Genomic DNA, 19,531 nt, shown 5'->3' on the forward strand with positions numbered 1-19,531 from the left:
AATCATAAAATGTTCTCACGGAAGATGTCAACATTATTTTTTAAAATATTATAATAATTCAAAAAACTCTTATTGAAATTTATATACTATTTTATTTTTCCAAAAAAGAAAATGATCTATATCAAAAACCTCATCATCATGAACTGATTGAAGTAGGATCACCGCTTTTTCCAAACGGCCGCACACCAAAAAAAGGATAAATACATTTTGGTTGTCAAAGCATCATCATATGTACGAAGGAAAAGAATTCAATAGAAAAAAGTCTACCCTAAGCGGTAGACTTTTTTTATTTCGAATATAAATCCCAGCCAAGCTTGAGTGTGTCCACAATATAATTGGCGACTTCCTCAGCCTCTAAATGATCTGTTTCCACTCTGGAGTTATGAAGAGAATAAATCTCCCGGCGCTCTTCAAACAGCTCTTTCATCTCATCAAGCGTCCGGTTGTGAAGAACAGGGCGGTTTTCAATTAAAATATCAAGCCGCTGCTTCCAATTCTCCCACGATAGATCAAGGAAAAGAACGGTACAATGCTTCAAGCAGGCGCGTTTGATTTCTTCCTGTTTGAATGCACCGCCTCCAAGGGAGACGATCTTGAGCTGTGTATGTTCACATAAATCGACGATATAATCCTTTTCAGCCTGCCTGAAGAATGCTTCTCCTTTTTGCTGAAACATCTCTGGAATCGTCATGTTGTAATTTTTCTCAATCTCCTGATCGACATCAATAAAATCTCTATATAGCTTTTTGGCAACCAGCTGCCCAATGGTTGTTTTCCCAACACCCATAAAGCCAATGAGGACAATATTCCGCTGTCTTACAGGAATTTCTCTATTGTTTTTCATGGTCGTGACACGTCCTCCCTACGACAAGGAATGCTACATAATGTTTCTATTATATGATAAATGGAACGCGAAAAGATAGGCAATCTTAAAAATTGTGTTTGACGACGTAGCCGAGCTGTTCAGAAAGCCTCTGTGCCTGTTCTTTCACTTTTTGCTGCAGCTGGGGAATGATTTCTTCAGTAAACCGGTGGGTTGGACCAGATATGGATAAACAAGCCTTCACTTCCCCATGAATGTTAAAGACTGGTGCCGCTACTGCCGCAGATCCTACCTCTCGTTCATCGATACTGCAAGAAGTATACGTCTCAAGAATATGTTTACGTTCCTTTTCCCAGTCACCCTTCATCACATGATCAGCCTCAGACGCTAATACTTTTTGTTGAAATTCTTCACTTTGAAATGCCAATAATACCTTTCCGCCTGCACCTGCGTACAATGGCAGCTTCTCACCAATCTTGACAAGATGCCGAATCGATTGCAGCCCTTCCGCTTGTTCAATACAAACCCTGCTTGTTGAATCCAGTACATACAGGTTGACGGTTTCCTTTGTTTCATCACGAAGTGAGTACATGAGTGGCTTAGCCAGTTCCCTCAATTTAATGGACTTCCCTGCAATGTATCCGAGGAGATAAAGCCTTTGACCCAATCGGTATTTCATTGTTTCTTGATTCTTTTCCACAAAATGATTCATTTCAAGTGCCTTGAGCAGTCTCGTTGTCGTAGACATTGCTAAATTCATCTCTTTTGAAATATCCGTTAGCGTCAGCTCTTGACGTTCTTCACTAAAACAATAAAGAATATCCAAGGCGCGCTGAACTGTACGCAGTCCTGATTCTTCTTTTGACTTCTTATCAGCCATGTTCATTTTCTCCTTTTCCCCTTTGATTTCTTATCGACATCAACGATCGATTTTGCTATAATCCATTTTAAACGTTCCACTAAAAGAAAACAAATTCCACCAGTCGGAATAAAACCAATTGAAGGTATTTGATGGAGGAGATATTTGCATGTACCTGCTCGTTTTTACACTTCTTATTAGCTTATATATTGTTCATCAACTATTTCCTGCTCCCATACTCTCCTATTTTGTTGGTCTGCTGGCGGCTGCTTCACTCACCATTTCTTTTAAGAAAGCAAATGGGCTTTATTTGAAAACAGGTGCTGTATTTCTCATCATTGGTTTGTTCTTATTCTTCTTATCCGGCCAGCCATTGCACACGTTTTTTCTTCACTTTCATTCCATGCTGGGCTTGCTTTCTCTCTTTTTCATGCTGCCTTTTATTCATTCTCTCATACATGTTGGACATTTCGATACACAATTAAATAAACTGCTCACGCTGCGTACAACGAGCTCAAACCAGCTTTATCGCAAGAGTTCATTTGTCACTCATATTCTCGGCATGTTTTTAAATATCGCGACGATTCCCTTACTATATACATCGCTCAAACCGTCGCTTGAATCCCTAAAAGAACGAGTGAAACAACATCTTTATACACGCAACCTCTTAAGGTCATATGCATTATGTTTAAGCTGGAGTCCTGTTGAAGTGCTGGTAAGCGTCACCATTGATGCAACCAAACTAAAATATTATCAAATTGCACCCATTACTTTTGGTTTAATGGTGATCGTGCTGGCGATAGATTGGATGCTTTTTTCTCGTCAAAGCAAACGATTGCCAAACATCATTCAGTCTTCAGAAACAAACGCCAATCCTCATCGAATTAAGCGAAAAACCCTTCAGCTCGCTTTCATGCTGCTAGGTTTTATGACAGTCGTCTCTCTTGTCGATGCATGGATTGGAAAAGGCTATTTATTCGCTGTAGTACTGACGATTATTCCATTTGCTCTATTATTCTCTTCTGTCATTAAAAAAAGAAAACAATATATCGCCGTCTCTGTCCCTCATTGGAAAGAAAGAACCCGTCAGCTCTCCAACTATATGTGTCTATTTTTAAGTGCTGGCTTCTTTGTCGATATGCTCCTTGCCACAAACAGTATGCAGCCGATTCAAGCATTTATTGTCAGTATATCAGACCATGCGATTTGGGTTTATTGTGTCATTGGGCTGTATTTTCTGATTACCGCCCTTTGCGGCTTTCACCCGCTTGTCTCACTTGCTTTGTTAGTCAGTATGATGGCACCAGTCATCCCTGAACTGCCTGCTCTTCCCATTGCAATCATGCTGATCGTTGCGGGCACATCAACTGTCATGTTTAGTCCTTTTAATGTTTCTGTCTCCCTATTAGCTGATTTGATGAAGGTCAATCCTTACCGTATCACTCGCTGGAATATATGGTTTGCCAGCCTTTATATCAGCATGGGTATCGCCTGTGCAGCGATCATCACCGTTATCTTTTATACATAAAAAAGAGAACTCACCTCTGAGTTCTCTTTTGCTTTCCCGCTATGGTTTTAATTGAATACGTTCAATTTTACCTACGATAAAAATATACGACAATGCCCCGATTAATGCGACTAAACTGACGAATAAAATTCCTCCATTGTAAGAGCCTGTCGCCGACACGATGAGTCCGATAATCAGCGGAGTGATGATCCCAGCTAAATTAGCAAAAAAGTTAAATACGCCGCCAGCCAGCCCAACCATTTCCCGCGGTGCCACCTCAGATAGCATCGTCCAAGAGATATTAGACAGTCCTTGCGCAAATGAAGCGATGGATAAAATGGTCAGCACAAGCGGGAGATTCGTTGTAAAGTTCGCTAAAACAATGGTACTCGTCATCAGCAAGCCAACCACTACCGGCAGCTTTCTCGCTACATTCACTGATACGCCCTTTTTAAGCAGCCAATCAGACACATAACCTCCAAACAAGACCCCAAAGAATGCAGCAATATAAGGAAGAGAAGCAGCAAAACCTACCTTGAGAAACGCCATATTTTTCGCCTCTGCCAAATAGGTCGGAAACCACGTTAAAAAGAAAAAAAGTGTAGACGCAACAGAGAATTGGCCAATATAGAGCCCGATCAATTTACGATATTTCAGAAGGGCGGCAAAGTCTGCCCATTTCAGCTTCTCCTGTGATGCGACTGTCAGCCCTTCGCCTTGCCGGATTAATTCTAACTCATCTTCATTTATCTTCGGATGCTCTTTCGGTTCGTGATAATACTTGTACCAAAAGAAAGCAAATATGATACCGAGCGCACCTGCCGTAATAAAGACGGTTCTCCAATCGAAAGTCGTCATGATCCAAAAAAGAAGAGGTGTCGCAAATGCAAGACCCACATACTCTCCAGCTGTGTATACTCCTGTTGCAAAAGCCCGTTCCCGCCTCGGAAACCATGTGGTGACAATACGGTTATTTGCAGGAAATGCGGGAGATTCTGTAATCCCAATAAACAAACGGCAGCCGAATAAAAAAGCAAAGCTGTTCGCAAACGCCTGTAAGCCTGTGAAAATAGACCAAGTAACGAGAGATATCCCATACGTTACCTTTGAGCCAAATTTATCGAGAATAAAACCGCCTGGTATTTGCATCGCTGTATATGTCCAGCTAAATGCCGAAAAAATCAGGCCTAATAAGGCTGGATTTAATTGCAATGAAGATTGAATCGCAGGAGCAACAATGGACACACTGGCTCGATCAATATAATTAATAGCGGTAATAAAAAACAACAGAATCAATATGCCAAAACGGGCTTTCGTTGGTTTCACATATGCGGGCTGCAATTCATTCCCCTTCAGTTCTGAATGCACTTTCATAACCATCCTCCTTTGTTTCCGCAGCGTGCGGTTCGGTTGAGCGTATTAAATAACCCCTTTTTCTTCTAACTGCTTACACTCTTCTTCTGTTAAGCCAAGCATATTTGTTAAAATCTCATAATTATGTTCGCCTAAATCAGGTGCAATGTGACGGATATTTCCAGGTGTTTTTTCAAACTTCGGAATGATCCCAGGCACCTTCACTTTTCCAAGACGAGGGTGATGCACCTCGACAATATTCTCTCGTGCTTTAAATTGCGGATGTTCAAAAATATCCCGAATACTTAAAATTGGGCTCACAGGGACGCCATGTGTATCTAGAATTTCTAATACGTCATCCCTTGTTTTCGACGTGATCCATTGCGAAACGATCGCATCCATTTCTTTGTTATGCTTCAGCCTGGATGCATTGACCGCGAATTTTTCATTCTCTAGTAAATCTAATCGATTCATCGCTTCTGCCAATCGATTGAAGGTCGAATCTGTACTCGTCACAAGAACCAAATAATGACCATCCTTTGTCTCATAGGTACCGGCAGGGCTTGAATGACCGCTAAGCCCCGGTGAACGCTCACGCACCTTCCCAAGCTTGTCATATTCTGCAACCAAAAACTCTAACATACGAAACACAGATTCATAGAGGGCCAAATCCACCATTTGCCCAGTTCCTTCTGGATGTGTATCCCTGTAATACATCGCTGTCACAGTAGCAAACGCCACATAGATGCCAGCAATATAATCAGTGAGAGAAAAGGAAGGGCTGACTGGATGCCGGTCTGGAAACCCTTGAATATATGTAAAGCCGCTAAACGCCGTTGCCGGTGTTCCAAATCCGGCCTTGTCCTTAAATGGACCCGTTTGTCCATAACCTGATACACGAATCATGATTAAACGAGGATTGATTTCTTTTAACACATCGTACCCAACGCCCCATTTTTCGAGGGTGCCAGGGCGGAAATTTTCAATCAGCACATCGACCTGACCTGCAAGCTTTTTAAAAATGTCTTTTGCTTCGTCTTTGTGCAGATCCAGTGTAAGGGATTTCTTATTCCGTGAGAGACCTGACCATCTAAGTGGTTCCCCATCTGCAAATGGGCCAACATGCCGCAGCGTATCGCCTTTGCCAGGAATCTCGACTTTGATGACCTCTGCTCCAAAATCCCCTAGAAGCACCGCGCCATAGGGTGCAGCAATCATCGTAGAGACGTCTAATATTTTTATTCCTTCGAGCGGTGTATTCATATTCATTGCTTGACTCCCTTTCATTCAAGTGATGAAGGGCTAAAATCATTCCTAATTTTAGCCCTTTTCATCTTTCTGATTGACCCGGAAGGCCCTGTTGATTCAAAAGGAGGGCTTACCGGTGCAGTTTGTTAATCCTTTGGAAGCTGCCCTTGCGGCGTGTAGAGCCAAATGAGCCATAAAGGTTCATCTCCTGTATTGACATGCTGGTGCGGGACACCGTCTGGAATGAACATGAAATCATTTTGTTTAAAGGACTGCCTTTCTCCATCACAAATGACTTCGCCAGATCCTTTAATCACAAAATCAAATTCCTCTGAACCTGGATGATTGTGCACTGAACTTGCTTCCCCTGGTTCAAAAATGGTGAGACCCGCCATCATATGCTCTGATCCAACAGTATCTGGTGTAATCGTTTGAAATACCTTACGAATCATTTGCTCCTCTGGACGATCTAAGCCTAACCATAATGGTTTCCCATCTTGAAACGGATTCAATACTTTAATTTTCATTGCTAATTCCTCCCTCGTTATGTTTAATTCACGCTGACATGTGAGCGCTTTGAATTTGGTGAATAAATATCATTAATATTCCAATGTCCATCCGTAGGAACAGGATCATTTTTCATTGCTACATCAATAACGCAAGGCTCCTGAGAGGCAATCGCTTCAGCTAAAGCTTCTTTGAATTCAGAAGCAGAGGTGATGTTAATCCCTTTCATTCCATAACCTCTCGCAATGGCAGCAAAATCCGGTGAATAGCTTTCTCCACCTTTTCTGAAAACAGTGCCGTACGTCGTTTCATAGTGCGCCATTTGCAAGCCGGCTATTGTGCCAAAGGCACTGTTATTCATCACAATCCACACAACAGGAATGTTCTCTTCAACGGCTGTTGCGAGAACGGATGGATTTTGACCGAATCCGCCGTCCCCAACGAGTGACACAACGACACGGTCAGGCTGGGCAATCTTTGCCCCAAGTGCAGCAGGGGCTCCAAACCCCATCGTTGCAAAACCCCCTGGCGTTAAAATGGTTCCTGGCGTGAGCACAGGAAATTGCTGTCCTACCCCATTTTTATTCCAGCCAACATCCGTTGTAATAAAGGCATCTGGCGGCAATACTTCCCGCACTTCCTGCAAAATACGCTGCGGCTTCATTGGGAAGGATTCATCTTGAACATTCGTCAAATTGCTCGCCTGAAATTCCTTACGATATGCCGCAATTTCCTTCTTCAATTCAGGTCGATTCAGCCCTTTTGGCAGTCTTTCTCTCGCCACTCGATTGAGTACAGTCAAGGCTTGCTTAAGATCGGCAACTGCTCCAATTTCAACAGGATAGTTACGTCCAATTTCATTCGGATCAATGTCAATATGAATGAGCTTGGTTGATGGGAAGCGGAACGTATAATCTGATTCCCACGAGCTCGCATCAGCTTCAGCAAAACGAGTGCCTAAAGCCAATATATAATCCGCTTCTTTGCACTGATTATTGATAAATTTTGTCCCCCAAAATCCTGTCATTCCAAGCGTCATTGGGTGATCGTCCGGCATCGCTCCTTTCCCCATCAAAGAATGGGCAACAGGGATACTTAGATGATCAGAGAATGCCTTTAATTCTTCAGCTGCATCAGCTAGTAAAATGCCTCCCCCTACATATAAAAGCGGCCTTTCTGCCTGCAGCAATCGATCTAATATCCGATTGGCCGTTTGATCATCAATAGAAGGTTTTTCAATGGTGTGTGTATGCTGGTTAATTTGTTCAAACAGGGTTACATCTAGGTCTTTTGAGAACACATCCATTGGAACAGAAATAAGCACCGGGCCAGGACGGCCGCTTTCAGCTAACTGAAATGCTTTTGATAAAATCTCTGGAAATAATTCTGGAATATCGACTCGCCATGCTCTTTTCACAAACGGCCGGTAAATTTCGTATTGAGAGGCATCGGAGTGAAGATTGATCTCTTGATGTGGGTGCTTTCCGTAGTAATGACTTGGGACGTCTCCTGCAATAACAACCATTGGAATGGAATCAAGTGCTGCATTCGCTACCCCTGTTGCCGCATTGGTGAGTCCGGGACCTAAATGACTGAGAACCACAGCCGTCTGTTTCTTCGCCCGCGCATAACCATCTGCTGCATGTGCTGCTATCTGTTCATGCCTGACATTTACAAATTGAATCGAGCTTTTTTCAAGCGCTGATAAAAAAGCAATATTCGTATGACCACAGAGGCCGAAAATATGCTCGACTCCCCGATTTTCTAAGTACTGGATAACCTGTGTAGAAATATTCTTCTTCATGTTTCTCTCCTCTCACGGTGCAGCTATGAATCTGCTAATCACTTATTCTTTGAAAACACAATAGATAGAACATTGTTCAAATCCTGTATGGCCACTTGCCCGGGAGCTGAGCTTTCTTTCCCTACAGCAAAGGTCATGACAGATCCAAAAAGTCCGCCAATCATTCTTGTAAAAGCCCCGTATTCCGCCATTGCCATCGAAATAACGGGAATTGACAGCTGCTTTTTCGCATGGATGGTCGCCGAGAGCAGTGTTAATGCATCGTCATAGGAATGCGGCATCACTGCGATCTTTGCGATGTCGGCGCCGACTGATTCTGCATTGCCGAATAGCTGCACTAGACGACCTACCTCAGGGGTGCGCTGGAAATCGTGATACGACACAATCAAGGTGACCCCATTTCTTTTAGCCGCCTGACTGACTTGCTGTATATGTGTCACATCATGCATCAATTCATAATCAACGGCGTCCACAAGCTGTGTGGAACAAAGCTCGGCAAGCAAAGAAACCTTCTCAGATTCCGAAAGTGATGTACTTTCGCCGCCCTCCTTTTCAGAACGAATGGTGAATAAAAATGGGATGCCCTTTGCCTTTTCTACCATTCCCTTAAGGGTTTCTATCACTTGTTCCTTGTCATGAAGGTGATGAAAAAAATCCGCCCGCCACTCTATCACATCAGGCTTCTTCTCAGTTAACACCTCAATCTCATGAAACAATTCTTCCTTTGTTTGTCCGATGAGCGGCGTACAAATCATTGGCTGACCACCTGTCTGCACACTTTTTACCTTTTGCTGAAATGCATTCACATCCAAACGCCCCTTTCACAGACCCTGTGGAAGCACGACCATTTTGGTTTCGGTCATCTCCTCGATGGCGAAACGCGGACCTTCTCTTCCAAGGCCACTTCGCTTAATCCCACCATAAGGCCAATGATCCAGTCTAAAATTCGATGTCCCATTGATAACTACCCCGCCAGTTTCAAGCTCTTTTGCTGCGTGTAATGCCACATCCAGCTGATTCGTAAAGATCCCTGCCTGCAAACCATATCGACTATCATTTGCTTCTTTAATTGCCTCTTCCAGTTCCTCATAAGGGAGAATGCTGACAACTGGGCCGAACACTTCCTCACAGACGACCTTGGCCTGTTTCGGAGGGTTTAGCAAAATAGCCGGTGTGATGCTCGCTCCATTTCTTTTTCCCCCACATAAAAGCTGGGTCCCCATGCTCTCTGCCTCTTGTATCCATGCCTCAACACGCTGCGCGGCCTGAACATCGACCATACAGCCGATATCACTCTCACTGGACAGCGGATTTCCAACGACAAGCTGCTCTACTTTTTGTTTTAATACATCAGTAAACGACGACATCATTTCTTGGTGGACATAAATTCTTTGAACAGAGATACAGCTTTGACCAGAATTACTAAAGCCTGTTTTGGCACAAAGGGATGCGGCTTGTTCAATATCTGCATCGTGATGAACAATCGTCGCGCCATTCCCTCCGAGTTCGAGCAGTACCTTTTTTAATCCCGCAGAGGTTGTAATATGTTCTCCACCGGCAGCCCCGCCGGTAAAAGAGATGAGATTCGTTCTTTCATCAGTGACTAACTGCTTCCCAGCATCGACTCCGCCAATTACAAGCTGCAAACCAGCCTCAGGAAATCCTGCTTCGAGAAGGAGTTTGACAAACGCTGTGGCAACAGCTGATGTTTGCGGTGCAGGCTTCAAAATAATGACATTCCCTCCCGCAAAGGCTGGACCGACTTTGTGGCAAATTAAATTGAGCGGTGCATTAAAAGGAGTAATCGCCAGCACAACTCCGACTGGTACTTTAAATGTCATGGCCATTGCTCCCTGTCCACGCGATGATACATTGCCAGGAATGGTCTCACCTATTAATCGATTCGCTTCTTCCGCCGATTGCGCCAGCGTCTCGATTGATCGCGAGACTTCATCTCTTGTATTTTTAAGCGGTTTGCCTAATTCTAGCGAAATAAGTTTTGCAAAATGGTCTTTTTGTTCTTCAAGCAAGGTGGCTGCTTTTGTTAGAAGCTTTGAGCGTTCGATTGCCGATATTCCCGCTATTTGTTTTTTAGCATGCTGCGCAATAGAAAGTGCTTGTTCTATGTCTTCTGATGAGGCGAGATAGGATGTACCGATCCTTTCTCCTGAATAAGGATTGATGATATCTGTTTTCACACGACCGGTATCCAGCCACTCGCCATTTATATATGACAACGCTCTCAAACTACTCAAATTTTCTCTCCCTCCTTCAAGTGCCGCGTTTCAGGTCCTGCATAACGAACCAATCTTTCTTCATTCGGACAAGGTCCTTTCACGAGGGCTCCCTTTGTCAGCTCCTCATATGCATGCGCCACGATACCCATTCCTCTGGATAAGGAAAAAACGCCTTTTGCTGCTTCTGCTGGAATGTTTAATTCACATTGGATGGCAGCAGATACACCATCTATATTCATCGTGATTTTCTTCCCTTTCAGTTGTTCAAGCTCATGTCTAATCGCTTCGGCTAACCGTAAATATGTGCCGCTGATAAGACCTTGCTGGACATGTTTGTGACTCAGCTCATATAGACGTCTCACCCTCGGATCATCATCATGAAGCTGATGGCCGATTCCCGGGATTTTTTCCTTGCGATTTAACCATGTTTGACACACTTGCTTTGCCGCAGAGTGTATATCCTTTTGATCATCGTAGATCGCTTTGGCCTCGTATAACATACACATTGCCTTCTCTCCAGCTCCGCCATGAATGTCACCTAATAGATTCACCCCTGTTGCTACAGAGGAATTAAACGAAATGCCGCAAGTCACCGCCATTCTAGCTGCTGCAATAGATGGTGCTCTTGGTCCATGGTCCGCACCTGCGACAAGAACACTTTCAAAAAGAGCTGCTTTAGAATCATCCAATAATTCACCAACAAGCAGTAAATAGAGCATTTGTGGATACGACAATTCACCAATCAGTTCTTCAATCGGATACCCTCGAATTTCAATTGAATTTTTTTGAATATGACTAATCTCAGTCTCCCACCAAGCGCCTCCCTCTTTGTAAATTTCCAGTGCACTTCGATTTTTCATTGTGTGAATCATTCCTTTAGCTTCTTATTTGGAGGTGAACCACCCCTTTATTCCATTCAGTGGAATCTAATTTCACTTTTCGGAATGTGGTTTCATTGTAAGCGCATTCTTTTTATTCGTCAATTATTTTTTCTGAAAATACTGTCAATAGAAGTGAAATTAAGTGAATCGAACTAATTATGTTTGCTTTTTTTGTTCAAAAAAATCGATATTTAGTTAAATGGACTTAAGTATATCGTTCTACTAATTTAATGAATTTTTGGTTATTTTGTCAAACCCAATTCGACATAAAAAGACCTTTCCTTCTTCTGGAGAGGTCTCAGTATGATGTGAAATTGAAGTTTCCGACTGATAAGTATTCAGAAACAGCACGACACATAAAAAATGCTATAAAAAAGGGCGCTTCTGCCGTCTGCACGATTGATAAAGAAGGTGCCGATAAAAATAGAGAAGAATCATTGAAAAACATACCAACAAAAAGGGGATATGATCGAGATGAATTCCCTATGGCTATGTATGAAGAAGGCGGTGCAGGAGCCGATATAGAAAAATATCTCCTTCAGACAATCGAGGTGCGGGATCTTGGGTGTCCCATCAACTAAATGAGTACGATGGAACGGCCGTACTGTTTGTTGTTGATTAGGGTTATGCAACTTTGAATTAGATCGCAGCTTATTCAAAAAATCCCTATCCAATTGGAAGGGATTTTTTCTGAGTGTCTGTTAGTGCATTGGTGTTGTACCAGAAGAATTTCCAAATAGACAGACCCAAAAGGTCTGCCATTTTTCATGTACCTAATCGAATAGCCAACTCCATAGCAGTCTCGGTATGATTCAGATATGAACCACCAACCAACATCATGATCGCAAGACCAGCTAAAACAAAGCTTTTTCTAATGGAATTTTTTCAACAAAAACATAATATTAAGAAACAAAAAAACAAGCTCTCCAGCCTGTTCATTAGCGATAATTGACAATCTAATTCTTCTCTATTCGAAATTTCTCCTCCCAATTAAAAGAACCTTAATTGCGGACACCGCAACTGAAAAATAGATTTTCCATCTTATTACCAATTACAAAGAAATAAATGGTAGCATGGAAAATATCAAAGAAAGTGAGTGATTTTTATAAGCCCATGTCTCTTATGACTCTTTATGCAACCATTTTTTAGACTCTCTTATGATCCCCCAAAATAGGAACCTGTACAGAACTACAAGCAAGAAAAAAGTATAAACAAACTCAAAGGGAGAGAATGGTTCATAATCAATTATGTATGCATTAATAAACACTATTACCAAAGAAAACAATTCCATCAAAGAATCTATAAATCTGTTTTCTTTGAACACGTCCCTTGTCTTTTTGAAATTAAAGATGTCTTTAATTTCCCCACTGGAAAGTCCTTTGATTAAAGCTAAACCTATCAAGTACACACCAAAAGACATCTCAAAGGAAAAACTCAACATCTGTGTGATTACACAATAAATCAAAGTAAATAAGAATAAATACATTTTATTAATCTCCTTAACCTCTAAGTATTCCACCCCAATAGAAGGAATTATCATGTATGCGTTACCCCAAAAAACAAATAGGAGTGGTACGTATGTTTAAAAAATTTCTAGTAGTGTTATGTGTGCTTACTATTACATTTGGTTTCTCTTCTCCAATGATTAGTCATGCCAGTCAAGGTAATAATGAGACCCCTCCAGTCAGTGTAGATAAAAAACAATTGGAATTAGCAGAGAAACTATCTAATTACTTCGAATTAGATAAGGATGAAAATATTCATTTTACAGCTGATAAAGAAACCCTTATGGAAATGGGAATTTCAGAACACGACAGTCTACTAATGACTTCAATGAAATCAGAAGAATTTAGCTTTGAGGAGAATGAGAAAAAAGGTGACATGCAGACATTAGGTTTTGTAGGTTTACACCTCAAATTAGGACCGAAAGTTAGAAGCATGAATGCCATAGTAGCAGGTGGATTTGCAGCCGGATATATCGGTTGGTACACAAGTCGAATTGCTACTGCTGGACCATGGGGTGCTGGAGCCGCTGCGGCTATTACTGCTGGAACTTCTGGTGCTGTTGCATGGGCAGTTAAAAACAAATATAAGAAAGTTGATGTAGGCGTAAATATTATGTTTGTTGATTTAGCATATACTGTAAAAATACCTTAAAAATTACTGTTAAGCAACAATAAAAAAAGCAGGCTCTTACTGGAGCCTGCTTTTTTATTTTCAACGTAATTATGAGAAGAATTTGCTCACTCACATTCTGTTTTCCCCTCAACCAACAGTAGCGAAGCCCATGCAGTTGTTTTGAATCTTCAAAGCTTCGCTCTATTTTTTCTTTTCTCTTTTTAACTTTTTTCCAGAGATATACAGACGATTTTGTCTAATCTTTTCTATTTGTTCCTCCCATACATGTCTTGAGATCACTTTTTGATGATTTTTCGATCTTGTACAGCTTTCAAGGAAAGGACAAGAAACGCATTTTTTAGGGTCTGATTTATAGTACCTATAACCCTTTCGGTCAGTTGTCGTATATGATAGCTTTTCAACATTTGGGCATATGTAATGATCATGTTCAAAATGATACCGGAATTTCCTCTTGTTCGATGAAAGCGTCTATGTGCGATGACACCAAAAATGCGGCGATCGGATAAATCCTTTACAGATTGATGTTGTCAAATAACCAGAATCAAGGGCAACCGCTTCTACTTGAAAATCAAATCGGGTGATTTGGTGATCCAATCGATCAAGATGGAACGGATACCGTACAGGTATGCGATAAATATCATTTTAAACAAAATAAGTTGATCAAGAGAAGGACGACCTTTATTCTCACTATAATAAGGTTTGACTTTGTCTATGATAAATGAAAAATCAATGTACTGATCAATTTTACGAAGCAGGTGATCCTCTTCGACTAGTTGATCTAGTAATACAAATTCGGCTTCGTGCTGAGAAGAATTTCTAGTGTGGAACATAAGAAAAAACACCTTCTTTAGTGGACTTATCTCTATTATAAAATTTGGAAGATGGAAACTTTAAGGAAAAAAATAAAGCTGTCGAGATTTTCTCGACAGCCTGAAACCTCTCCATCTTCTGGAGAGGTCTTTTTTTATTTCCACCAGTCATCAAACATGGAAGCCGGTACTTGGCGTTTATGCTCCGATTGAACATAGCGCTTTTCAATCGCTTCTGCTGCTTGATCTGACACTGGTTTTCCTTCTAAATAATCATCAATTTCACTGTACGTAATACCGAGTTCTGTTTCATCCGTTTGCTGAGGTTTGTCGTCCAGCAGATCGGCTGTTGGTTTCTTTAAATACAGGCGTTCCGGTGCTTCTAGCGCTTCGAGTAGCGCCCGGCCTTGGCGTTTTGTCAGACCTGTGAGCGGAAGAACATCTGCACCGCCGTCACCATACTTCGTGAAGAAGCCGGTTACTGCTTCAGCTGCATGATCTGTACCGATGACAAGCAATCCTTCCTCACCACCGACAGCATATTGCGCGATCATTCTCATACGTGCTTTGACATTCCCTTTATTAAAATCAGACAATGGTCCGCCCGTTTCCTTTTGATATTGATCACTGAATGCTGATACGGCAGGTGCAATATCATACTTCCACGACTTGTCTGGCTGAATAAATGATAGAGCGAGCTGTGCATCATCTTCATCCTGCTGCACACCGTGCGGAAGGCGTACCGCAATAAAGACCGCATCCTCTTTTCCTTCCTGACGAAGCTCACTGACAGCAAGCTGTGCAAGACGTCCGGCAAGCGTTGAATCCTGCCCGCCGCTAATGCCGAGAACAAATCCTTTTGCCCCAGTTTTTTTCAAGTATTCCTTTAGAAATCCAACCCGTTTTTCGATCTCCTGCTTTGGGTCAATTGAGGGCTGCACATGCAACTCTTGGCTGATCTTTTTCTGCAAACTCATACACTTTTCCTCCTAAGCATCCTCTACATGAAGAGAACAGGTTTTACTCACAATCCATTGATTTAACAACGTTTTTTGAATCTTCATTATACCATGTTTTCATCAAGAGCATTTTGTTAGACGTTCCCCTATTTCTTAGATGATCAAACATTCACAAGTGAAAAAGACCACGTCTTTTTGGACTGGTCCTTTTCTTTTTTAATCGATTTCTACCCGTATGGATGTACAGCTTGATCCATTACACTTCCCAATATCAGCAGGGCATGCAGACACGGCCACAATGAGATCCATTTCAGCCCTCAGGCGAATGTAGTCACCGGGCATCGATTTTGGCAGCTCCACAGACAGCTTTCCTTTTTCATCAATGACTGTATTCATAAAGGCATTAAAAGGATAGTACATATCCTCCTTTGGAATTCCAAAGGGCTCAAAAGCAGTCCGCAAATTGTCGTAGCATGTATGCATGACCTCTAAGTGCGTCCGGCCGTATAAAAGCTGATACATCTCTTGCCGGCAGGCGGGCATGTATAAATCATGGCACTCCACTGTATCTTCAATGATCGTAAACATCGGTTTATATAAATTAGAATAGAGCTTATCGCCTTTTTTCACTTTGGATGAAAACAGGCTGTCCATCGTCGCACCTTGGTCAAATTTTTCATAAAAATCCTTTTCATGATAGGCCATCACATCTGCTACTTGCTGGCCTTCGACATCAACCACTCGCATACATTGGCCTTTTCCTAAACGAAAGCCGAGTCTACCCTTTGGTAAAATGACATATTCTCCGTTCATCACATGCACTCCTTTCCATGACAGTATGCCCAAAATATCCCCTTGATCATGTATAAAAAAAAGAGGCGGTCACAAGCTAATGTCATTGAAACAGAAAGGTGTTGCACTTGCATTGAAAGAAGAACAATCTTTATCTTGGTGGCAGCTTTCTCTCATCGGAGTCGGCTGTACAATTGGCACTGGGTTCTTCCTTGGCTCCAGCATCGCCATTACAAAGTCCGGTTATTCCGTCTGCATTTCCTTTTTGCTTGCTGCGGTCGGAACGTATCTCGTTTTTAAACATTTAGCTGCGATGACAGCCGATAACCCTGATAAAGGGTCGTTTTGTTCCTATGCTCGTAAAGCATACGGACGCTGGGCAGGGTTTAGCAATGGCTGGGTGTATTGGTTTGCAGAAATGCTGATTACCGGAAGTCAGTTAACAGCCATTTCTCTATTTACCCGCCACTGGTTTCCTTCTGTCCCGCTTTGGGTGTTTTCTGCGATTTATTCCGCTCTTGCCCTGCTCGTCATTATCATAGGGCTTTCTTCTTTTCAAAAGACAGAAAATGTTCTTGCGGTACTGAAGACAGCGGCGATTTTTCTGTTTATGATTCTTGCGGTGCTTGTGTTATTCGGCATTTTGACAGAACATAAACCGACCCTGCATCTGCCTAACAAAGATCACGAATGGATGCCTCTTGGTCCGCTTGGTCTTTGGAATGGATTGATTTATGCGTTTTATGCATTTGGGGGAATTGAAGTCATGGGTCTGATGGCGGTTCATTTAAAGGACCCGAAGGATGCGGCAAAGGCTGGACGTGTCATGCTGATCATTCTAGCGGTCATCTATATCGTCTCGATCGGACTTGCTCTCTTGCTTGTCCCAGTGACAGCCTTTAATGAGAACAGCAGTCCATTTATTACTTCATTAGAGCCGTTTCATTTATCGATTTTTCTTCATATCTTTAATGGCATTTTCATCATTGCCGGTTTTTCGACATTGGTTGCCTCTCTCTATGCGGTCACAACACTGCTCGGCACGATGTCAGAGCATCAAGATGCACCTGCTTGCTTTAAACAAAAAGATCCATCTCATGTAAGATGGTCTTCGATTATCTTAACTGCTGCTGGCTTAATTGTCTCGATTCTGCTTGCACTCTTTTTGTCCAAACACATCTACGAGCATCTCACAACAGCAGCCGGTCTTACCCTGCTGTACACATGGATCTTTATTCTGTTCTCAAGTAAAAAGCTATCCAAGCCATCCACTCGCCAAACGTGCGAAATGATTCTTGCGCTGCTCTTAATTGGAGCCGCTGTTTCAGGCACATTAACAGAGGCAAGCGGACGACCTGGCTTTTTTATCAGTCTAGGAATCATTGCAGTGATTGCCATCATGGTGCTATTTATGAGGAAAAAGTGGAAGCAGGATCAGACCGAGACCGCATCATAATTTCATCATGTTTTTTAATGCAGTAAATGGACATTTGGCGGAGGCTGGTTTCTCCGCCTCTTCATCTGGGAGAAAGTATTGCTTCCATTCATGATTGGCCGGGTCCCCGTACCATTTTAATGATGGATGAACACTGACCTCATCATATGCTTTGAGCCGCTTGCGAACGAGCTGGCTCATTTTTTGTCCAAACTTTGTCGACCCATTCAATTTCTCAAACACCCATCTAGGCTGAAATGCCATCAAGAGATAAGGGAAGTGGCGGCTTTTTCTAAGCTTGTGAGCAGGTGTAGAACACAAAATAAAATATGCTTCACCATGGAAGCAATACTCCCACTCATGATGATGAGTATCTAACGGAATCTCCTCTGGCCATGGTTCTTCATCTTTATGATGCAGCCGTTGAAGCAGCGACCAAAACTGCTGCTCAAACTCTTCAAGCGAGCTTTCCTTTAAATCCTGCGGTGTTTCAAAAAAACAAATAAATGAAGCATATTGACCGGTTTCTTTCGCACAGCCTTGATATTCTTTCAGCAGCTGGGCTAATTCATCAACTGCTTCCTCTTTCCTAGGGTCACCGACAAACCCATAGCGTAAATGATCGAGAAAAAATCCCTGTCTTCCGGGTACACAAGGGAATGTATCTGCTTCATCTCCTACCATCTCGCCAAATTGTGTGAAAGCATCCTGCTTCCATTCTTCTAGTGATCGTAGATTTTGATCAAGGCAACTTTTTGCATACAGCTGGGCCATTTCCTTACACCTCGTTTTAGCGTCTTCTCCATAGCCTATGAGGTGCAAATAGCTGTTGTGACTGTCCTTCCAAGACTTTCCTAGCGCATGACAAGATGGGGTTTCCCTTCAAATTGAGCAGGTATTTGTTTCTTTTATTCTATTATGTATGATCAGACTAGTGTAAATTAATAGAGAGCCTTTCCGTCATACCTACGATCGATTCTTCATCAAAAAGACGGAATCCAGCACCCAATAAATAAGGGCTGCGCAGAAGCTAAACAGATAGACTTTATAGCTGATGAACACAACAAGCCCATAATCAATCCATAAAGCCAAAGCCGAACAAACCACCCATGCCGCAACAAAATAAATCAATAAGTCACGGCTTCGAAACCTTTTAGGATGCCGGTGTAAAACAAGCTGAATCGGTGCAGCAAAAATGACATAAGCGAGCAAAATGAACAGACTGGTCATCTCCACATAACTAAAGCCCACTTCAAGCGGCATGAATAAAAACGTATAAACGAAAGTTGCTGTGATGACTGATAAAATCAACATACACACATAGTTGAATACTGGCAAAAACATACGCATAGCAGAAGCTCCTTCAAACCAATTTCTATTCCACCTTTATTCAAGAATGTGTTATGTCTGTCAATCCTTACAAAAAACAGACTGATATGTCAGTCTGTTTTTCTACCCAATCAAAGCCATAATTCCTTGATACCCAAAATAGGCGCCGAAACCAAGTAAAGATAAACCTGCAAGAACGGATAAGCCATGTAAAACACGTTCACTTAAATAACGCCTGAACGAACTAGCAAGCAGCGCCATGCTGAAATCCCAGATCAGCATGCCGATAAAAATAGCCAAACTGTACATGAGCATTTGGGAAGCTCCATACTTTTCGATCGTATTGGCTAAGATGCTGCCATAAATGCCAAGCCAAAACAAAATACTGAGCGGATTAGATAAAGAAATAAAAAATCCAGTCATGAACGATTTGCCAATTGATGTGTTTTCGCTGTCCTTTTTCGGACTCTCCTGCAAATTGATTTTACGCAGACTTTCAATGCCGGTATAGGTCAGAACGAAAAAGCCGAACAGCCACAAAAAGGTTTTTACAAGAGGTGCAGTCAAAAGCTGGGCGACACCAAAATAGATGAGGAGCATATAGACAATATCCGCAGCCATAGCTCCCACACCAAAAATCCACGCATGCCAAAATCCACTTTTAATCCCTCTGTCGATTTGGGCTGCATTGACTGGCCCAACAGGCGCTGAAAGTGACAACCCTAAAAAGATATAACCAAAAAACACCGCCACATAGACGTCCTCCTTTTGATGCTGACTTGTACATGTTATTCAAACTTTCTGCGTTTTAGTACAAGTCCTTTGTCATCATTTCAGGTGGACTAGCCG

Annotated in this window: 17 protein-coding genes and 2 pseudogenes; 4 read left to right on the forward strand and 15 right to left on the reverse strand. The window is 42.2% G+C overall.

Annotation, left to right across the window (positions count from 1 at the left end):
* Positions 1-286: 286 nt before the first annotated feature.
* The gene (locus tag JVX94_RS12775; protein WP_048238141.1) at positions 287-844 is read right to left on the reverse strand and encodes a shikimate kinase; all 558 of its coding nucleotides are present in this window, start codon (positions 842-844) and stop codon (positions 287-289) included.
* Positions 845-929: 85 nt separating this feature from the next.
* A complete protein-coding gene (locus JVX94_RS12780) occupies positions 930-1,703 on the reverse strand; it encodes an IclR family transcriptional regulator (RefSeq protein WP_197197986.1) in 774 nt (257 codons plus the stop codon).
* 148 nt (positions 1,704-1,851) lie between these two features.
* Here JVX94_RS12780 and JVX94_RS12785 point away from each other — a divergent pair, with 148 nt between their 5' ends.
* Positions 1,852-3,210, forward strand: coding sequence for a hypothetical protein (locus JVX94_RS12785; protein WP_205183375.1), 1,359 nt, complete (start codon positions 1,852-1,854; stop codon positions 3,208-3,210).
* Positions 3,211-3,249: 39 nt separating this feature from the next.
* Here the strand turns inward: JVX94_RS12785 and JVX94_RS12790 are convergent, their stop codons facing one another.
* From JVX94_RS12790 to JVX94_RS12820, 7 genes are all read right to left on the reverse strand, one after another.
* The gene (locus tag JVX94_RS12790; protein ID WP_205183377.1) at positions 3,250-4,563 is read right to left on the reverse strand and encodes an MFS transporter; all 1,314 of its coding nucleotides are present in this window, start codon (positions 4,561-4,563) and stop codon (positions 3,250-3,252) included.
* Between the two features lie 45 nt (positions 4,564-4,608).
* Positions 4,609-5,811 (reverse strand): CaiB/BaiF CoA transferase family protein, encoded by a 1,203-nt coding sequence (locus tag JVX94_RS12795; protein ID WP_205183379.1) that lies wholly within the window; start codon positions 5,809-5,811, stop codon positions 4,609-4,611.
* A 125-nt stretch (positions 5,812-5,936) separates the two neighbouring features.
* Positions 5,937-6,317: a cupin domain-containing protein gene (locus tag JVX94_RS12800; RefSeq protein WP_205183381.1), complete on the reverse strand. Its 381-nt coding sequence runs from the start codon at positions 6,315-6,317 to the stop codon at positions 5,937-5,939.
* 23 nt (positions 6,318-6,340) lie between these two features.
* On the reverse strand, positions 6,341-8,101 hold the full coding sequence (locus JVX94_RS12805) for a thiamine pyrophosphate-binding protein (protein WP_205183382.1): 1,761 nt from the start codon (positions 8,099-8,101) through the stop codon (positions 6,341-6,343).
* Between the two features lie 38 nt (positions 8,102-8,139).
* A complete protein-coding gene (gene aroD, locus JVX94_RS12810; RefSeq protein WP_205183384.1) occupies positions 8,140-8,913 on the reverse strand; it encodes a type I 3-dehydroquinate dehydratase in 774 nt (257 codons plus the stop codon).
* A 9-nt stretch (positions 8,914-8,922) separates the two neighbouring features.
* A complete protein-coding gene (locus tag JVX94_RS12815; protein WP_205183387.1) occupies positions 8,923-10,356 on the reverse strand; it encodes an aldehyde dehydrogenase family protein in 1,434 nt (477 codons plus the stop codon).
* Positions 10,353-11,210 carry a citryl-CoA lyase gene (locus JVX94_RS12820; protein ID WP_205183390.1) on the reverse strand — a complete coding sequence of 286 codons (858 nt, stop codon included), beginning with the start codon at positions 11,208-11,210 and terminating at the stop codon, positions 10,353-10,355. The genes JVX94_RS12815 and JVX94_RS12820 overlap by 4 nt, the downstream gene beginning before the upstream one ends.
* Before the next feature lie 329 nt (positions 11,211-11,539).
* Between JVX94_RS12820 and JVX94_RS12825 the strand changes: the two are divergent.
* Both JVX94_RS12825 and JVX94_RS12830 read left to right on the forward strand, forming a co-directional pair.
* Positions 11,540-11,841 (forward strand): annotated as a pseudogene (locus JVX94_RS12825) (sporulation protein); the annotation flags it as partial.
* A gap of 956 nt (positions 11,842-12,797) precedes the next feature.
* On the forward strand, positions 12,798-13,376 hold the full coding sequence (locus tag JVX94_RS12830) for a hypothetical protein (protein ID WP_205183393.1): 579 nt from the start codon (positions 12,798-12,800) through the stop codon (positions 13,374-13,376).
* A 43-nt stretch (positions 13,377-13,419) separates the two neighbouring features.
* Here the strand turns inward: JVX94_RS12830 and JVX94_RS12835 are convergent.
* The 3 genes and pseudogenes from JVX94_RS12835 to JVX94_RS12845 all read right to left on the reverse strand — a co-directional run.
* Positions 13,420-14,188 (reverse strand): annotated as a pseudogene (locus tag JVX94_RS12835) (transposase); the annotation flags it as partial.
* A 134-nt stretch (positions 14,189-14,322) separates the two neighbouring features.
* Positions 14,323-15,144, reverse strand: a complete 822-nt coding sequence (nadE, locus tag JVX94_RS12840) for an NAD(+) synthase (RefSeq protein ID WP_024427249.1) — start codon at positions 15,142-15,144, stop codon at positions 14,323-14,325.
* Positions 15,145-15,342: 198 nt separating this feature from the next.
* Positions 15,343-15,939, reverse strand: coding sequence for a DUF1989 domain-containing protein (locus JVX94_RS12845; RefSeq protein ID WP_144472826.1), 597 nt, complete (start codon positions 15,937-15,939; stop codon positions 15,343-15,345).
* Between the two features lie 79 nt (positions 15,940-16,018).
* On the opposite strand from JVX94_RS12845, the gene JVX94_RS12850 reads away from it, so the two are divergent.
* Positions 16,019-17,374, forward strand: coding sequence for an amino acid permease (locus JVX94_RS12850; protein WP_205183396.1), 1,356 nt, complete (start codon positions 16,019-16,021; stop codon positions 17,372-17,374).
* On the opposite strand, the gene JVX94_RS12855 is transcribed toward JVX94_RS12850, so the two are convergent.
* The 3 genes from JVX94_RS12855 to JVX94_RS12865 all read right to left on the reverse strand — a co-directional run bounded on the left by JVX94_RS12855 (position 17,369) and on the right by JVX94_RS12865 (position 19,435).
* On the reverse strand, positions 17,369-18,127 hold the full coding sequence (locus JVX94_RS12855) for a YqcI/YcgG family protein (RefSeq protein WP_144472824.1): 759 nt from the start codon (positions 18,125-18,127) through the stop codon (positions 17,369-17,371). The genes JVX94_RS12850 and JVX94_RS12855 overlap by 6 nt on opposite strands.
* 192 nt (positions 18,128-18,319) lie before the next feature.
* The gene (locus tag JVX94_RS12860; RefSeq protein WP_144472822.1) at positions 18,320-18,703 is read right to left on the reverse strand and encodes a UPF0715 family protein; all 384 of its coding nucleotides are present in this window, start codon (positions 18,701-18,703) and stop codon (positions 18,320-18,322) included.
* Positions 18,704-18,805: 102 nt separating this feature from the next.
* On the reverse strand, positions 18,806-19,435 hold the full coding sequence (locus JVX94_RS12865) for a LysE family translocator (protein WP_144472820.1): 630 nt from the start codon (positions 19,433-19,435) through the stop codon (positions 18,806-18,808).
* Positions 19,436-19,531 lie beyond the last annotated feature (96 nt).

This window comes from Bacillus sp. PDNC022, assembly GCF_016919285.1.
GTDB lineage: Bacteria > Bacillota > Bacilli > Bacillales > Bacillaceae > Bacillus > Bacillus safensis.